This is a genomic window from Allorhizobium ampelinum S4 (assembly GCF_000016285.1).
In the GTDB taxonomy this organism is placed as follows: Bacteria; Pseudomonadota; Alphaproteobacteria; order Rhizobiales; family Rhizobiaceae; genus Allorhizobium; species Allorhizobium ampelinum.
In genome coordinates this window covers 691,239-706,214 of record NC_011989.1, presented here as the reverse complement: position 1 = coordinate 706,214, position 14,976 = coordinate 691,239, and the positions used below count along the sequence as shown (strand labels likewise).

At 58.4% G+C, this 14,976-nt stretch carries 12 protein-coding genes; 3 read left to right on the top strand and 9 right to left on the bottom strand.

Annotated features, from left to right (window positions below; translation table 11 throughout):
- Position 1: 1 nt before the first annotated feature.
- The 5 genes from AVI_RS03295 to AVI_RS03275 form a co-directional block, all read right to left on the bottom strand.
- On the bottom strand, positions 2 to 817 hold the full coding sequence (locus AVI_RS03295; protein WP_015915007.1) for an ABC transporter permease: 816 nt from the start codon (positions 815 to 817) through the stop codon (positions 2 to 4).
- A gap of 9 nt (positions 818 to 826) precedes the next feature.
- Complete coding sequence (locus AVI_RS03290) at positions 827 to 1,756, bottom strand: ABC transporter permease subunit (RefSeq protein ID WP_049777130.1); 930 nt, start codon at positions 1,754 to 1,756, stop codon at positions 827 to 829.
- Between the two features lie 4 nt (positions 1,757 to 1,760).
- Positions 1,761 to 2,909, bottom strand: coding sequence for an ABC transporter ATP-binding protein (locus AVI_RS03285; protein ID WP_015915005.1), 1,149 nt, complete (start codon positions 2,907 to 2,909; stop codon positions 1,761 to 1,763).
- Positions 2,910 to 3,011: 102 nt separating this feature from the next.
- Entirely contained in the window at positions 3,012 to 4,082 is a 1,071-nt protein-coding gene (locus AVI_RS03280; protein ID WP_049777269.1) for a polyamine ABC transporter substrate-binding protein, read from the bottom strand.
- Between the two features lie 167 nt (positions 4,083 to 4,249).
- A complete protein-coding gene (locus tag AVI_RS03275) occupies positions 4,250 to 5,659 on the bottom strand; it encodes a helix-turn-helix domain-containing protein (RefSeq protein WP_015915003.1) in 1,410 nt (469 codons plus the stop codon).
- A 248-nt stretch (positions 5,660 to 5,907) separates the two neighbouring features.
- Between AVI_RS03275 and aceA the strand changes: the two genes are divergently transcribed.
- The 3 genes from aceA to AVI_RS03265 are packed head-to-tail and all read left to right on the top strand — an operon-like array spanning position 5,908 to position 7,610.
- Entirely contained in the window at positions 5,908 to 7,197 is a 1,290-nt protein-coding gene (gene aceA, locus AVI_RS03270) for an isocitrate lyase (protein WP_015915002.1), read from the top strand.
- Positions 7,169 to 7,336, top strand: coding sequence for a hypothetical protein (locus AVI_RS30975; protein ID WP_156597001.1), 168 nt, complete (start codon positions 7,169 to 7,171; stop codon positions 7,334 to 7,336). Before aceA ends, AVI_RS30975 begins: the two co-directional genes overlap by 29 nt.
- A 13-nt stretch (positions 7,337 to 7,349) precedes the next feature.
- Positions 7,350 to 7,610 carry an SMc00767 family acetate metabolism repressor gene (locus AVI_RS03265; protein WP_015915001.1) on the top strand — a complete coding sequence of 87 codons (261 nt, stop codon included), beginning with the start codon at positions 7,350 to 7,352 and terminating at the stop codon, positions 7,608 to 7,610.
- Positions 7,611 to 7,652: 42 nt separating this feature from the next.
- Here the strand turns inward: AVI_RS03265 and AVI_RS03260 are convergent, their stop codons facing one another.
- The 4 genes from AVI_RS03260 to AVI_RS03245 form a co-directional block, all read right to left on the bottom strand.
- The gene (locus AVI_RS03260) at positions 7,653 to 8,846 is read right to left on the bottom strand and encodes a TCR/Tet family MFS transporter (protein ID WP_015915000.1); all 1,194 of its coding nucleotides are present in this window, start codon (positions 8,844 to 8,846) and stop codon (positions 7,653 to 7,655) included.
- 271 nt (positions 8,847 to 9,117) lie between these two features.
- Positions 9,118 to 10,773 carry an ABC transporter ATP-binding protein gene (locus AVI_RS03255; protein WP_015914999.1) on the bottom strand — a complete coding sequence of 552 codons (1,656 nt, stop codon included), beginning with the start codon at positions 10,771 to 10,773 and terminating at the stop codon, positions 9,118 to 9,120.
- A 486-nt stretch (positions 10,774 to 11,259) separates the two neighbouring features.
- A complete protein-coding gene (locus tag AVI_RS03250; RefSeq protein ID WP_187152374.1) occupies positions 11,260 to 11,784 on the bottom strand; it encodes an HAD family hydrolase in 525 nt (174 codons plus the stop codon).
- Positions 11,785 to 12,213: 429 nt separating this feature from the next.
- The gene (locus AVI_RS03245) at positions 12,214 to 14,742 is read right to left on the bottom strand and encodes a methyl-accepting chemotaxis protein (RefSeq protein ID WP_015914997.1); all 2,529 of its coding nucleotides are present in this window, start codon (positions 14,740 to 14,742) and stop codon (positions 12,214 to 12,216) included.
- Between the last annotated feature and the right edge of the window lie 234 nt (positions 14,743 to 14,976).

Sequence of the window (14,976 nt, the reverse complement as noted above, 5' to 3'; positions counted from 1 at the left end):
ATCACCGTCCGGCAGCGGCAATATGCTCATCGCGCTGACGCTGCAATTCACGCCGCTTGGTGCCGATGGAGGCGATGATCACACCAAGCGTCACAACGGCAATCAGTATGGTGCAAACCGCGTTGATTTCCGGGGTCACACCCAAACGCACCTGCGAATAGATCTTGATCGGCAGCGTCGTCGCGCCCGGCCCGGTGGTGAAGCTGGCAATCACCAGATCGTCCAACGACAGGGTAAAGGCCAGCATCCAGCCGGAAACGACGGCTGGCAGGATTAGCGGCAGGGTGATGCGGAAGAAGGTCTTGACCGGCGGGCAACCCAGATCGAGCGCCGCCTCTTCCAGACTGCGATCAAACGTCACCAGCCGCGATTGCACGACGATGGCCACATAGCACATGGTAAAGCTGGTATGGGCCAGCGTAATGGTCATCAAGCCGCGATCGACATTCAGCGCAACGAACAGCAAAAGCAGCGACAGGCCGGTGATGACATCGGGCATGACCAGCGGCGCATAGACCATGCCGGAAAACAGCATGCGGCCACGAAACCGCCCGAACCGCACCAGCGCCAGCGCCGCCATGGTGCCGAGCACCGTGCCAAGGCTGGCTGAGATGAGGCCGACCCTGAGCGTGACCCAGGCAGCATCCATCAGGCTGTCGTTCTGCCAGATCTCCTGGTACCAGCGCAGGGAGAACCCGCCCCAGACCGTCACCAGCTTCGACGCATTGAACGAGAAGATCACCAGGATCAGGATCGGCACATAGAGAAAGGCGAAACCGAAAGTGAGAAAAACGGGATCGAAACGGCCAGATTTCATCACGGTCCCTCACACTTTGCTTTGCTGGTTCTGGAAAATCATGATCGGCACCACAAGCAGAAGCAGCAGCACGATGGCGACGGCGGAGGCCACTGGCCAGTCTCGATTGCCGAAAAACTCCGTCCACATGGTCTTGCCGATCATCAACGTGTCGGCACCGCCCAGCAGGTCGGGAATGACGAATTCCCCTGTGATCGGAATGAAGCAGATCATTGACCCGGCAATCACCCCCGGCAGGGACAGCGGAAAGGTAATCCGCCAGAAGGCCGTGATCGGCGGGCAACCGAGATCGCTTGCCGCTTCCAGCAGGCTGCCATCCATCTTCTCCAGAGCCGAATAGAGCGGCAGGACCATGAAGGGCAGGTAGGAATAGACGATGCCGATAAAGACGGCGATGTCGGTCTGGTAAATATGCACCTGCTGGTCGGGACCGTAGATATGCAGGCTTTGCAGCAGCAGCGTCAAAAGCCCTTCCGGCTTCAGGATGCCGATCCAGGCATAGACGCGGATCAGGAAGGAGGTCCAGAACGGCAGGATCACCATCATCACAAGGGTTGGGCGCAGTTCCGGCTTGGCGCGTGCCATGGCCAGCGCCATCGGGTAGCCGATCAACAGCAGCAGCAGGGTGGAGATCGCCGCGATCCTCAGCGACGACAGATAGGATTCGATATAGAGCGGATCTTCACCGAGGATCTGGAAATTCTCGAAATCCAGCTGTGACAGGAAATCGCCCAATTGCGAAAAGCCCTGGAAGACCGGTGTATAGGGCGGCATGGCGATGGCCGTATCCGATAGCGCGATCTTCACGATGATGAAGAACGGCGCCAGGAAAAACAAACCCAGCCAGAGGTAGGGGAGGACGACAATCAACCAGCGAGCGCGGCTTGCCTGGCGAACGACCGGAGGAACGGCTTGTGGAAGGGTTGCGGGCTCGGCCATGGCGCTACCTCGTCAACAACAGGCCGGCATCCGGCGTCCAGGAAAACCAGACCTGATCGCCGAACGTGATCGGCCGGTCTACCAGGCGCGCGACATTGGCCTGAGCTGCCCGGAAGGTAAAGCCATCCTCGCACCGGATGATGAACACCGAAAAATCGCCGAGATAGCCGATATCCCAGACCTCACCGGAAAGCGCATTGACGCTGGTATCGGCGGGAGGATCGATGGAGATACGAACCTTTTCCGGGCGGATGGCAAAGGCAACCTCGGCGCCGTCAGCGAGATCGCAGGGCTGATCGACGATGCTGGTGAAGCCGTCACAGGCGATGGCCACAGGGCCGCCAGCGCTATCGCTTCGCAGCAACCGGCCTTCGACAATATTGATGTCACCGATGAAATCCGCCACGTAACGGCAATTCGGCGCCTCATAGATTTCGGCGGGCGTCGCCACCTGGACGATTTCGCCCTTGTCCATGACAGCGATCCGGTCCGACACCGTCATCGCCTCTTCCTGGTCATGGGTGACGATCAGGAAGGTCAGGCCAAGCTCTGTCTGGAGATCCATCAGCTCGAACTGTGTTTCCTCGCGCAGCTTGCGGTCCAGCGCGCCGAGCGGTTCATCCAGCAGCAGCACTTTCGGACGTTTGGCGAGCGACCGGGCCAGGGCGACCCGCTGGCGCTGGCCGCCGGAAAGCTGATTGGGCTTTCGCCTGGCAAACTCCTCCAGCTTGACCAGTTTCAGCATTTCCTCGACCCGCGCCTTGATTTCGGCCTTGGGCAGATTGTCCTGTTCCAGACCGAAGGCGATGTTCTTTTCCACCGACATATGCGGAAACAACGCATAGGACTGGAACATCATATTGGTCGGACGACGATAGGGTGGCACACCGGCGAGATCGCGGCCCTGCAACAGGATGCGACCCTCGGTCGGCTCCTCGAAACCGGCCAGCATCCGCATCAGCGTGGTCTTGCCGCAGCCCGATGGCCCCAGCAGCGAGAAAAATTCCCGCTCGTAAATGTTCAGGGTAAGGTTATCGACCGCCGTGAACGGTCCGAACCGCTTGGTAACATTTTCAAACCGGATGAAGGGCAATTGCCCCCGCTCCGTCCAAGGTGCGAATTTGCGTTTCACCGGCCCCAGAGTCTTCGCCATCGGTCCCCTTTCCCGCCTACCTCTTGTTTTGCAAGGTTCAGCGGTGCTTTTGCTGCATCCCATCAATAGAAAACGGGGCATTTCTGCCCCGCCTCATCTCGTTTACTTGCCGGTCTTGACCTGGGTCCAGAGCCGGTTCAGGACGCGCTGCGATTTGGGATCGTAAGGCGAGATGGTGAACAGCCGCTTCATGGTCGCCTCGTCGGGATAGACGGAGGGATTGTTCAGCACATCGGCGCTGACCATTTTTTGCGAGGCCAGATTGCCATTGGCGTAAGAGACGAAATCAGACGCCTTGGCGATCACCTCGGGCTTCATCAGGTAATTGATGAAGGCATGGGCTTCCTCGACATTCTTGGCATCCGCCGGGATCGCCAGGTTGTCGAACCACATATAGGTTCCTTCCTTGGGGATCACATAGGCGATTTCCACGCCGTTCTTGGCCTCTTCCGCCCGCTTCTTGGCCTGGATCACATCGCCCGACCAGCCGATGGTGGCGCAGATATCGCCATTGGCGAGATCATTCAGGTAGGAGGAGGAGTTGAAGGTCTTGGCACTGGGCCGGATCGCCTGGTAGACCTTGGCGCCCGCTTCCAGATCGGCTGTTTTCTTGCTGTCAGCCGGCTTGCCGATGTAGTTCATGGCAATCGCGAAGGTTTCATCCGAGGCGTCGAGGATGTTCAAGCCGCACTGCTTGAGCTTCTTGGCGTTTTCCGGCTTGAAGATGAAGTCCCAGCTGTCGACCTTGACGTCATCGCCGAAGATCGCCTTGATCTTCTTGACATTGTAGCCAATGCCGGTCGTGCCCCACATATAGTTGACGGCATATTGGTTGCCGGGGTCGTAATTGGCGAGCCGCTCCATGACCATCGGCCACATATTGGTGAGGTTCGGCAGTTTCGACTTGTCGAGCTTCTGGAACACGCCCGCCTGGATCTGCCGGGCCAGGAACGGACCGGTCGGCACCACCACATCATAGCCGGAACCACCGGCCAAAAGCTTGGTTTCCAACAGGTCATTGTTGTCGAAGACGTCATAGACGACCTTGATGCCGGTTTCCTTGGTAAAATCCTCAAGAATCTGCGGATCGATATAATCCGACCAGTTATAGACATGTACTTCCCGGTCGGCAGCACCGGCAGGCAGCGCGCCCGTCGATGCAGTGATGGACATGGCCGCAAAGGCGGCGGCAGCAAAGCGAATCCCGGTGGATGTCATCACGTCTCCTGTTTCCAGGCCGTTGGGGGACACGGCCCGACGTTCCCATTATTTTTCACCAGACTAGAAAGGAAAAATGCGGGCGACAAGCGTAATTTTCCGCAGCACAGCAAAGACTTGTTTTACTGGAAATCGAAGGCGCTTAATCCCGCCGTCATTTCGTCCAGTCCCAGTGGCCGGGTCATCGGTGGTTCGGCCCTGGAAAGACAGGCCTGCCGCTCGCAGATCCGGCAGGCCTGTCCGATCTCCACCGGCGCCATCCGCGCCTCGCCGTAGACGGTGTCCTGTGCGTGAGCGAGATCGCAGCCGATCAGCAGGGCTGTCCGGCGGACCCGCTGCTGAAAGCCCGCCTGCGGCCCTTCCAAGGTGCGCGACACGGTGAGAAAACCGGCGCCATCTGGGGCAACCACAGGCTCGACCAGAACCTGTCCCGGTTCTGAAAAGGCCGCATGAATATTCAGCTTCGGACATTGGCCGCCGAACGTGGCGCGGGGGAAACCCTGTCCGCCAGCCCGGCGGATGATATTACCGGCGTGATCGATTTCCATCAGGAAGAACCCGATGCCCGCAGCGCCCGGCCTCTGCAATGTGACCAGCCGCGACGCCGCCTGCTCGAATGACACCCGGAACCGGGCGCGCAGCACGTCCACATCATAACGCGCCCGCTGCGCCGCCGCAAGAAAAGCGCCGTAGGGCATGATCAACGCGTGGGCGGCGTAGCGCGCCAGTTCAAACCGGGCGATGCGGCGTGCTTCGTTCGAGGTCAGGACCAAGGTTTCCAGCTCGGCGCGGATTTCCTCGCCCATGACAAGAAGACAGACTTCCATGGCCATTTCCCGCAACTGGTCGAACGGCGACAGCCGCTCTGACAGGAACAGCCGCATGGAATGGCGGTCATAGCGCCGCCCGAGATGCGGCATGACATGCACGGGCAGCGCCCGCACGACAATGCCGTGTTGGGTGCGCAGCCAGGTTTTCAGCGCCGCTTCCAGCCCATCGCCCGGGTCGAGCGCCGCATGAAAGGCTTCCGCCGCCGCCTCGATCAGGGGAAAATGCAGGCTGCGGCGCTCCAGCACGTCGCGCACTTCATCCATCGGCAGCCGCGCCCCGGCCAGTGCCGTTTCATGCCCCTCGCGGGCCAGCAATTCCGCAAGGTCCGACAGACGCTTGGCCTGCTCCCGGTAGGCGCGGTAAAGCTTGACCACGCCGCTGGCGGCATTGGGGGCCGCCTCGGCAAACTCAATCAACTCCTGATCGCCGGGAATTTCGCCCGCCAGCAGCGGATCGGCAAACACTTCGCGCAGCGGCACCGAGCCGCCGCCCGCATCGCCCTGCAATTCCTCCAGATCAACCTTGTAGACCGAGGCCAGTTTCAGCAGCAATTGTACGGTCAGCGGTCGCTGGTTGCGCTCGATCAGATTGAGGTAGGACGGCGAAATCCCAAGCGCCTCGGCCATCGCCGTCTGGGTCAGGCCCAGGCCGTTGCGCACCCGCCGCACCCGTGGCCCGGCAAAGATCTTGTGGTCGGCCATGTCAGTCCCTCCGACAGAAATTTACAAAACTTACGCTTTAAGGCGCGACGTCGATAATTTACAATTTTTACAATGTTACATCGCTCTTTTGTAAACAACAAGACATCCTAACCTCTTTCAAGCCGTTGTTTTATCGTTTTTTCTTGGGAAATTTTGCAACGCATTGTAAAACAAGTCACATCAGACCAGCAGGAAAGCAGCAAGAGGAGCGCGGTATTCCTGCATGAAAACGACAAGAGGAGACTGCCATGACTGATTTTTACAAACTCGTTCCCTCCGCGCCACAAGGCCGTTTCGATGGCGTTGAGCGGACCTATTCGGCAGAGGATGTCAAGCGGCTGCGTGGCTCCGTGGATATCCGCTATTCGCTGGCAGAAATGGGGGCGAACCGGTTGTGGCAGCTGATCGGCCAGGAGGATTTCGTCAATGCGCTGGGGGCGCTATCGGGCAATCAGGCCATGCAGATGGTGCGCGCCGGGTTGAAGGCGATCTACCTTTCCGGCTGGCAGGTTGCCGCGGACGCCAATACCGCGTCCTCCATGTATCCCGACCAATCGCTCTACCCTGCCAATGCGGCCCCGGAACTGGCCAAGCGGATCAACAAGACCCTGCAACGGGCCGACCAGATCGAAACCCAGGAAGGCAAGGGCCTGTCGGTCGAGACGTGGTTTGCACCGATTGTTGCCGATGCGGAAGCTGGTTTTGGCGGGCCGCTCAATGCTTTCGAGATCATGAAAGCCTTCATTGAGGCGGGTGCGGCGGGCGTCCATTACGAAGACCAGTTGGCGTCGGAGAAGAAATGCGGCCATCTGGGCGGCAAGGTGTTGATCCCGACCGCCGCCCATATCCGCAACCTGACCGCCGCCCGGCTTGCCGCCGACGTGATGGGCACGCCAACGCTGATCATCGCCCGCACCGATGCCGAGGCCGCCAAGCTGCTGACCTCTGATATCGATGAGCGCGACCAGCCTTTTGTGGACTATGATGCGGGTCGCACTGCCGAAGGCTTTTACCAGGTACGAAACGGCATCGAGCCCTGCATTGCCCGCGCCATTTCCTATGCGCCTTATTGCGATCTGATCTGGATGGAGACCTCCAAGCCGGATCTGGAACAGGCCCGCAAATTCGCGGAGGCCGTGCATAAGGTGCATCCGGGCAAGAAGCTGGCCTATAATTGCTCGCCATCCTTTAACTGGAAAAAGAACCTCGATGACGCGACCATTGCCAAGTACCAGAAGGAACTGGGCGCCATGGGCTACAAGTTCCAGTTCATCACGCTGGCGGGCTTCCATCAGCTGAACTACGGCATGTTTGAACTGGCGCGTGGCTACAAGGACCGGCAGATGTCCGCCTATTCCGAGCTGCAACAGGCGGAATTTGCCGCAGAAGCCAATGGCTACACCGCCACCAAGCATCAGCGCGAAGTTGGCACCGGCTATTTCGATGCGGTTTCCATGGCGATTTCCGGTGGCACGTCCTCAACCACGGCCATGAAGGAGTCGACCGAACATGACCAGTTCCGCCCTGCTGCTGAATGAGTTCTGGGCCTTTGTCCTGCTGATATCCACCGCCCTGGCCAGTCAAAAATTGACGACTGCCTTTATCGCAATTCCCGCCCGGTCTCGGGCGGGGCAAACTCTTAAAAACCTCCAGGCCTTTCAAAAACCCCAGACATAAGAGGAGCAATGCCATGACACCCCAGACCCGCGTTAAAGAACGTGCCGAAGAACAGGCAACCGCCATGAATGCCGACCAGCAGGCGCTGATCCGGATGCTGGCCAATGATCTGCATCGGCTGAACCATTCCGTCCTGAAAGCCGTGGAGGCCGGTGTTTCCGTCGAGCTGGTGCGCTCCGCCCGCCACCATGGTGGCGATGGAAACTGGGGCGACCTGCTGATCCCGGTCGTGGTTACGCAAGGGATTGCGGCTCAGGGCATCAAGGCCGCCTGAGATACACATAACGAGCGTGTTTAGCCCGGCTGGAAGGTCGGGCTAAACTGCTTTCCCGCTGGTTTTAGTCTTGAGACGCAGGCCCAGAACCAAGGGTACGCTCACGGCATAAACGGCAATGACCGCCATCCAGATGCCGCCCGGCCAATAGTCCCGGATGAGAAAGTAGACGCTTGAAAACATCAGGGGGCCGATAATGGCGGCAAGGCTGAGGGCGGAAGCCAGCACGCCCTGGAATTGGCCTTGCTTATCCGCATCGACCTGGGCGGTTGCGAGCGATTGCAGGGCCGGAACGCCAATGCCGCTCAGGGAAAAAACCGGCATGATCGCAAACACCATCCAGCTTTCGGTTGCAAAGGCAATGACGGTCAACGAAAAGCAGGCGCTGGAAACGCCGATCAGAATGGCGATCCGTTCGCCGAACAGCTTGACCGCCGGGCCAGGAAGAAAGGTCTGGGCAAGCGCCTGACAGATGCCGAACGCGCCGAGCGACAGGCCGATCCACAGCCCGTTCCACTGAAACGCATCGCCACCCCACAGCGCCCAGCAGGTGGCATAGGCCTCACCCGTCAAGCTGAAGATGAAAAACAGGATGACCATCGGCAGCAGATTTTTCAGCGACAACGCCCATTTCAAAGGCCGCAGCGGATTGATGGCCACCAGATCGATCTTCTCCCGCGTCGGAATGCGGGATTCCGGCAGGACGAAAAACGCCAGCAGCAGATTGCCGCCATTCAGCACGGCAGCGGCAATGAAGGGCAGCCGCAACCAATAATCCCCCAGCGCGCCGCCGATAATCGGCCCGAAGATGAAGCCCAGACCAAACATCGCATTAAACAGCCCAAAGCGCCGCGCCCGCTGATCTTCCCGCGAAATATCCGTCACATAGGCCGTCGCCACCGACATATTGGCGCTGGTCAACCCGGTAATGGCGCGCCCTAGCAGCAGCAGCCAGAGATTGTCAGCAAAAGCAAGAAACAGATAATTGACCGCCGCCCCCGCCAGCGAAATCAACAGGATCGGCCGGCGACCGAGCCGATCACTGAGCGATCCCAGGATCGGCGCAAAGATAAACTGAATGACAGCATGAAGCGCCACCAACATTCCAATATAGGGCGCCACATTCTGGATATGCGTCACCTCCCGCAACAAAGCCGGCAAAATGGGAAAGATGAGGCCAAACCCAACCGCATCGAGAGCGACGGTGGCGAAAATGACGACGAGAGCTTTGTTCATAGCGCATTCCGGTTACACGGATTTTCGGCACCATAACAGCCCGGCGGTTCAGCGGTTAACTCCGATTGGGATCGGCCATGATATTTCAGGAAACGCGGGGCGGTGTATTTCGCGCAGGCACGTGTTTACGACAGTGAGAACGATGGGGCAAAGCGGTCTTGGTTGCGGTCAACCACATGGTTCGCACGAACATCGACCGTACAACGCCGGAATTTATAAGCATGGCATCCAGCACGGAATAAGAACCGGATCGATTTTGCTTTGGCGATGCTCATTCACCTGCTGCAAGGCGCACAACCTGGTCAGATGGACGAATGGACGATAGGCGGTGGGTCACGGCGATGATGGTGAGATCCTGCGCCAGATCGCGCAGCCCATCCATGATTTGCCGTTCGGTGTCCTCATCGAGTGCCGAACTCGCCTCATCCAGAACGAGAATGGCGGGATTGCCGTAAAGCGCTCTGGCGATGGCAATCCGCTGGCGTTCTCCGCCCGAGAGTTTCAATCCGCGCTCGCCCACAACCGTTTCAAAGCCGTCGGGCATGGCTTCGATGCGCGACAGAATGGATGCCTGCCTTGCCACCTCGCGCAGATGCTGTGCATCGAATGGTCGTCCGAGCACAATATTGACCGTAAGCGTGTCATTGAGCAGCGCAACCTCCTGCGGCACCACGCCGACATGGGCAAACCAATCATCACTGTCGATCCGCACGAGATCAGTTCCATCCGCCAGAATGCGGCCTTCGGCGGGCTCCAGGCTTTTCAGCAGCAACCGCAGGACAGTGGATTTGCCGGACCCGGTCTCACCCACCAGAAATGTCGGCGTGCCTCGCTCAACCGTGAAGGACAATTTGGAAATCCCGCGGCCATTCGGATAGCGGAAGGTCACGTCCTCAAACACAAGCGATCCCTGCGAGCGATGATAGGCAATGGGATCAGCAGGCCGGATCGCTTCCGGCGCGGCCCACATGGCGGCGAAAGGGCGAAACCGCGCCGCTGCCTCCACCGTTTCCTTGATCGCCATGCCGATTAGGTGAAAAGGCTCGTTTAGCTGGATCAAGAGCGTGTTGAACAGCACGATATCGCCGATCGAGAGATGGCCGGCGCGATATTGCGGCACGAGAAGCAGGAAGGTCACGGCAAGCTGAACCATCGCCGCAACGCCGAGAACGGTCGCAAACGTGCTGCTGGCCAGCACATAACGCCGCCAATTGCTGAAGGCCTCCCCTGCACTTCTGGCAAACTGGCCCGCGATCCATATTTCCCCGCGTGTCTGACGAAGCGTGTCGATGACGGCAACCGCATTGCCAACAAGTCTCGCATTGTCCTGGCTACAAGCTATCGCCTTGTCGAGAAACGGATTGACGCGCCCGGTCCGCATGTAGTCGAGGCCAACCACAACGGCTCCATAGGTCAGGACGATCAGGGCGATGTCCCAGCTGACGAGTTGCCCAAGCAGCAGCGCACTCAAGGCGATTTGGACAATGCCCGGCAAAAAGCCACCCATCCCAAGCTGGGTGATGATGTTTAGGGTCTGCTGCCCTTCCTGCATTGCCGCGCCGATATCCGCCGGGTTGTGATCCAGGAAAAATCCATGCGTCTTCCTCAAAAGACGCGCGAAGAAGGCCAGATTGGCGATATAGCAGAGCTTTTCGGCACACAGGAAAATCAGGAACCGCGATGCCTGGCTGAAGGCGGAGGCGACGCCGAATAAAACGGCATAGAGCAGAAAGATCTGGAAGGCATTGCCCGTCCGCTCTGTCAAATCGTCAACGGCGCGGGAAAACAGATAGGGAGCGGTGATCGAAGCCACCGAGCCGACCAGCGATGCAGCCAGGATCATGATCGTGGTAAGCCGCGCGTCCCGCCAGTATTCGACCAAAAGCAGCCGCAAGATCGGCAATATCGCAGGGCGTGTTTCTGACATGAACGGCTCCGGCTGGCACATCATTGGCGTCGGGCCATCCCGTCTGACGGCAAGATGCGCCCGTTACCACCTCTCATTGCAATAGATGAATTTTTTCGTCAACTTTTTCTTCATTGCGGAGGGTTCGAGGTTCACAGCAGTGTTGCGTTTAAAGCATTTCCAGAAAAAGTGGGCACCGGTTTTGCCAACCAAAAATGCGTAAAACAAAGAGCGGGTGAGTTGATAGCGCTAAGAAGGCACAGCTAGCTTGCGGCTCGGCCAGATAAGGCTCACGCATTTCTCTTTTCGGGAAACGATGATCGCTCGCTGTTTTAAACCAGATACTTGACCGCTCAGGAGAGCTTTATTCTAACGATTTTGAGCTAACCGGAGAAGAAGGGAAAGCTGTCGTTTTGTGCTATGGTGGTTATTCACTTTGACGGGGTGGGCAAGGGGAAATAAGCCTCGAACATGTGGCAGGTCACATCCACTTTTGGACCGAAGCGGTCATAGGATGTCAACACGAGAGAGCATGTCCAAGACTATTTCTTCGATATTTGCGTCAGGCCAGTGCTCAGCATGGAGCAGTTCATTTGGCCGGGCTTTGCCAACGAAATAGCTTCGAGAGGCGAGGTTAAGCATTGGAATATCACCATGCGAATCGCCAACCGCTGCCAAAGCCCTCGGCTCTAGTTTAAGTTCGGCGAGTAGAGAGTTCAGATAAACGGCCTTATCTTCAGGCCAGAAATGACTGAGTGTGTTGTCCTCCCGCCAGCCCGTACCGATTGCATAGTCGGCACCCAACTCAGCGGCGAGCCATTCTACGGCAAATTGCCAAGTTATAGAGACAAGGGCAATCTTTACCCCTGCGGCCTTCAGCCGGGCGAAACCTTGTGTGACGCCTGGAGCAAGACGAAGGTCTGCCAGATGCTCGATCAACTGAGCCTTGCTGAAAGGAAGGTACCATTCGATCATAGCCTCCCGTCCCGTCGTCATGTCCTCGCGAGATCGCAGCAGCTCGAAGGCATCCATCTCCGTTGAGCGCCCGATATGTCTGCCAATACAGCCGCAGATATTTTCTGCCTCGCAGCAGCGTCCCGTCCACATCAAACGCAGCCAATCGAATATTGCTAATATTACGCCTCCCGGCATTACTCACGCAACACGCTAATTTTCAGACAAAGATCTTGTCATGAACGCATGCCTCAATCAATCGAAAGCGAAACTCGGCGGACCTCTCCCCGCTGGGGCGAGGAAACAACAGGCGCTGCGGCTCTTTCCCTCTTCTCCCCAGCGGGGAGAAGGTGGCGGCAGCCGGATGAGGGGGGCGAAGCCATAAAACGGCGAACGTAATCAATAACGGCTCTTGCTCTCAGATATGCCGCTTATCATCTCATATCAAACGCTCATAAAAAACGCCCGGTCTCTCAACCGGGCGCCTCTCACCTCATACCATATCCATCAAGCCGCCCGGTCCCACCGCCCGGCCTGCGTCCCGCTTTCCAGCTTGAACTGCTGCAACAGACCCACCAGTTGATCCGCCTCGTCGGCCAACATGCGGCTGGCGGCGGAGGTTTCTTCGACCATGGCGGCGTTTTGCTGGGTCAGACTGTCCATCTGGCCGACGGCGCTGTTGACTTCGCCAAGGGCTGCCGATTGGTCGCGGCTGGTGCTAGCGATGCCTTCAACATGCGTGCTGATCGTGGCGATTTGCTGGCTGATGACGGTCAGCGCCGCACCGGTTTCCTGCACCAGTCTCGCCCCGGCATTAACCTCTTCGGTGGAGGTGTTGATCAGCGCCTTGATGTCTTTTGCGGCGCGGCCAGAACGTTGCGCAAGTTCGCGCACTTCCTGGGCAACGACGGCAAAGCCCTTGCCCGCCTCGCCCGCACGGGCGGCCTCGACACCGGCATTCAGCGCCAGAAGATTGGTCTGGAAGGCGATTTCCTCGATGACGCTGATGATCTGCTCGATCTTCTTTGAGGCATCCTCGATCCGGGCCATGGCGGAGACGGCATTGCCGACCACGACAGCCGATTTCTCGGCATTCCCCCGGGTTTCGCCCACGATGTCATTGACCTCACGCGCCCTGTCGGCGGCCTGGCGAACATTGGAGGTGACTTCGTTGACGGCAGCGGCGGTTTCCTCCAGCGAGGCAGCCTGGGTTTCCGTGCGGCGCGACAGATCGTCGGTGGAATGGGCCATTTGCTGCACATTGCCCTGAATGGCCGTGACATTGCCCTGGATCAGGCCGATGGTTTCCTTCAACCGGGTCAGCGAGCGGTTGAAGTCACTGCGCAACTGTTCCATGCGCCCGGCAAAGGGATGGTCCAGCGTGGCGGAGACATCGCCATTGGCGAGGCGCTCCAGCCCGGCGGCCAGTTCCGTCACCGCAAATTGCACGTCCTGGTCGGCCTGCTGCTTTTCAGCATCATTGCGGGCGCGCTCGGCTTCGCTTTCAGCGCGAACCCGCGCCCCCTCGGCCTCGGCGCGAATCTTTGCTTCGGCATTGTCCTTGAACACGCCAAGGGCGCGGGCCATATCGCCGATCTCATCAGGGCGCGTGCCGCCAGCAATCTCGATCTCGAGATCGCCGGATGCCAGGCGGCGCATGGCAGCGGTGATCTGATTGATCGGCCCCTTGAAGGTGGCGATCAGGCCGATACCAGCGACAATGGCGATAACGACACCAGCCAGCAGAGCCAGCGCCGACATGGTATCGGCAGAGGCGCTCTGTTCATCGGCCACCTGGCGCTGGGAGGCGGCAAAATCGCTCAGTTGCGACCAGATGGTGTCGATATCCCGGGCAGCGGCCAGGAAGGCGGCGGTTTTCTGGCCATCCATGGCCACCAGCCGGGTCGCCTTATCGGCCATAGCGTCGGTCAATGGGGCGATCTGCGACAGCTTTGCCTTGATGTCGGCGCTAACATTGGGGTCCTTGGCCATGGCTGCGGCACGGCGTTTCAGTGTGCCGAGCGACGCCTGCAATTTTTGCAGGCCATCCGCCGATGCTGCCGCCATGAAGCGTGAACTGCGCAGTTCAACCCCATTGCTGATATCCACCAGCTGACGTGTGGCAGTGAGCAAAGCGGTCGATTCGGCAATCGGCTGATCAAGGGTACCAAACACTGCCGTCGCCTGCCGGGATTTGAGAGTAGACGCCCCCTGCAAGCGGATGGACACCGGCCGCATCAGGTTGATCGCCTGTTCAGTCGCACTGACTGTCGTGTCATTGATCACACCGATCTCGATCTGGGCGGCCAACTGCTGAATATTGTCGGTCAGCGATGTGCCCAGCACGGCCTGTTCCGCTGGCAGCGCGGCGGCAATATCGGCAACGGCCTTTTTCAGCTCCGGCATCCGCGTCTTGACCAGCTCCATCTTCGCCTCCGGGGCGGTGGCGCTGTTGAAGTCTGTGACCAGATCGGCAATCAGGTTGGCGCCGCGCGTCAACCGGTCGGAATCGCGCAGCATGGTCTTGGCCTGGCTTTCATCCTTGGCCAGCGCCTCACGGACATGGGTGGAATAGGTGAGCAGATCGCTCTGCTGGCTGGACAGTTGCTGGGTATCGGCCTCCAGGGCTGCACGCAGATCCGCCGCGCCATGATCCAAATCCCACAGGCGCTTGACCTGACCGGCAATCGATTCCGTTCCGGCAATCGCCGCATCGACCTGGGCTGCTCCGCCCAGACCGTCAAGCGAGATGCGCATGGCCTTCAAACTCGTCAACTGTGCATCCAGCTCCTGATCCAGCGCCGTTTTCGATGCATCCGTGGTCTTTTGCAGAAAAGCCGTCATCGCCGCATAGACATTCTTGAAACCACTCAGCGTGTTGACCACACTATTGGTGACTTCCATCTGCCCTTGCAGGATACGCGATGCGTAGTAGCCGGTCAGACCAACGGCCGAAATACTGAGAACAAACGGAACGATGAAGACCAGAACCTTGGTCTGAATCTTGCACCGAGAAAGTAGACGATCAAATAGCATAGCCAAACCCCCGAAAACAAAGGGCGAAATTAATTAATTCGAATAAACGAATATAATTGCCGCCTTTCTTTTCTTGCATGGGGGTCTGAAGAAATTCTGAATATTCTATTTCGACTTATAGTTATGCACGATCACTTCGTTCTAAAAAGCAACGGACTCTGTATAAGATTCTATTTTCGGCACAAGAAAATAAACCTTAAGTTGCTTTTACTGAGTTGAAATCCCTTTGCGTTC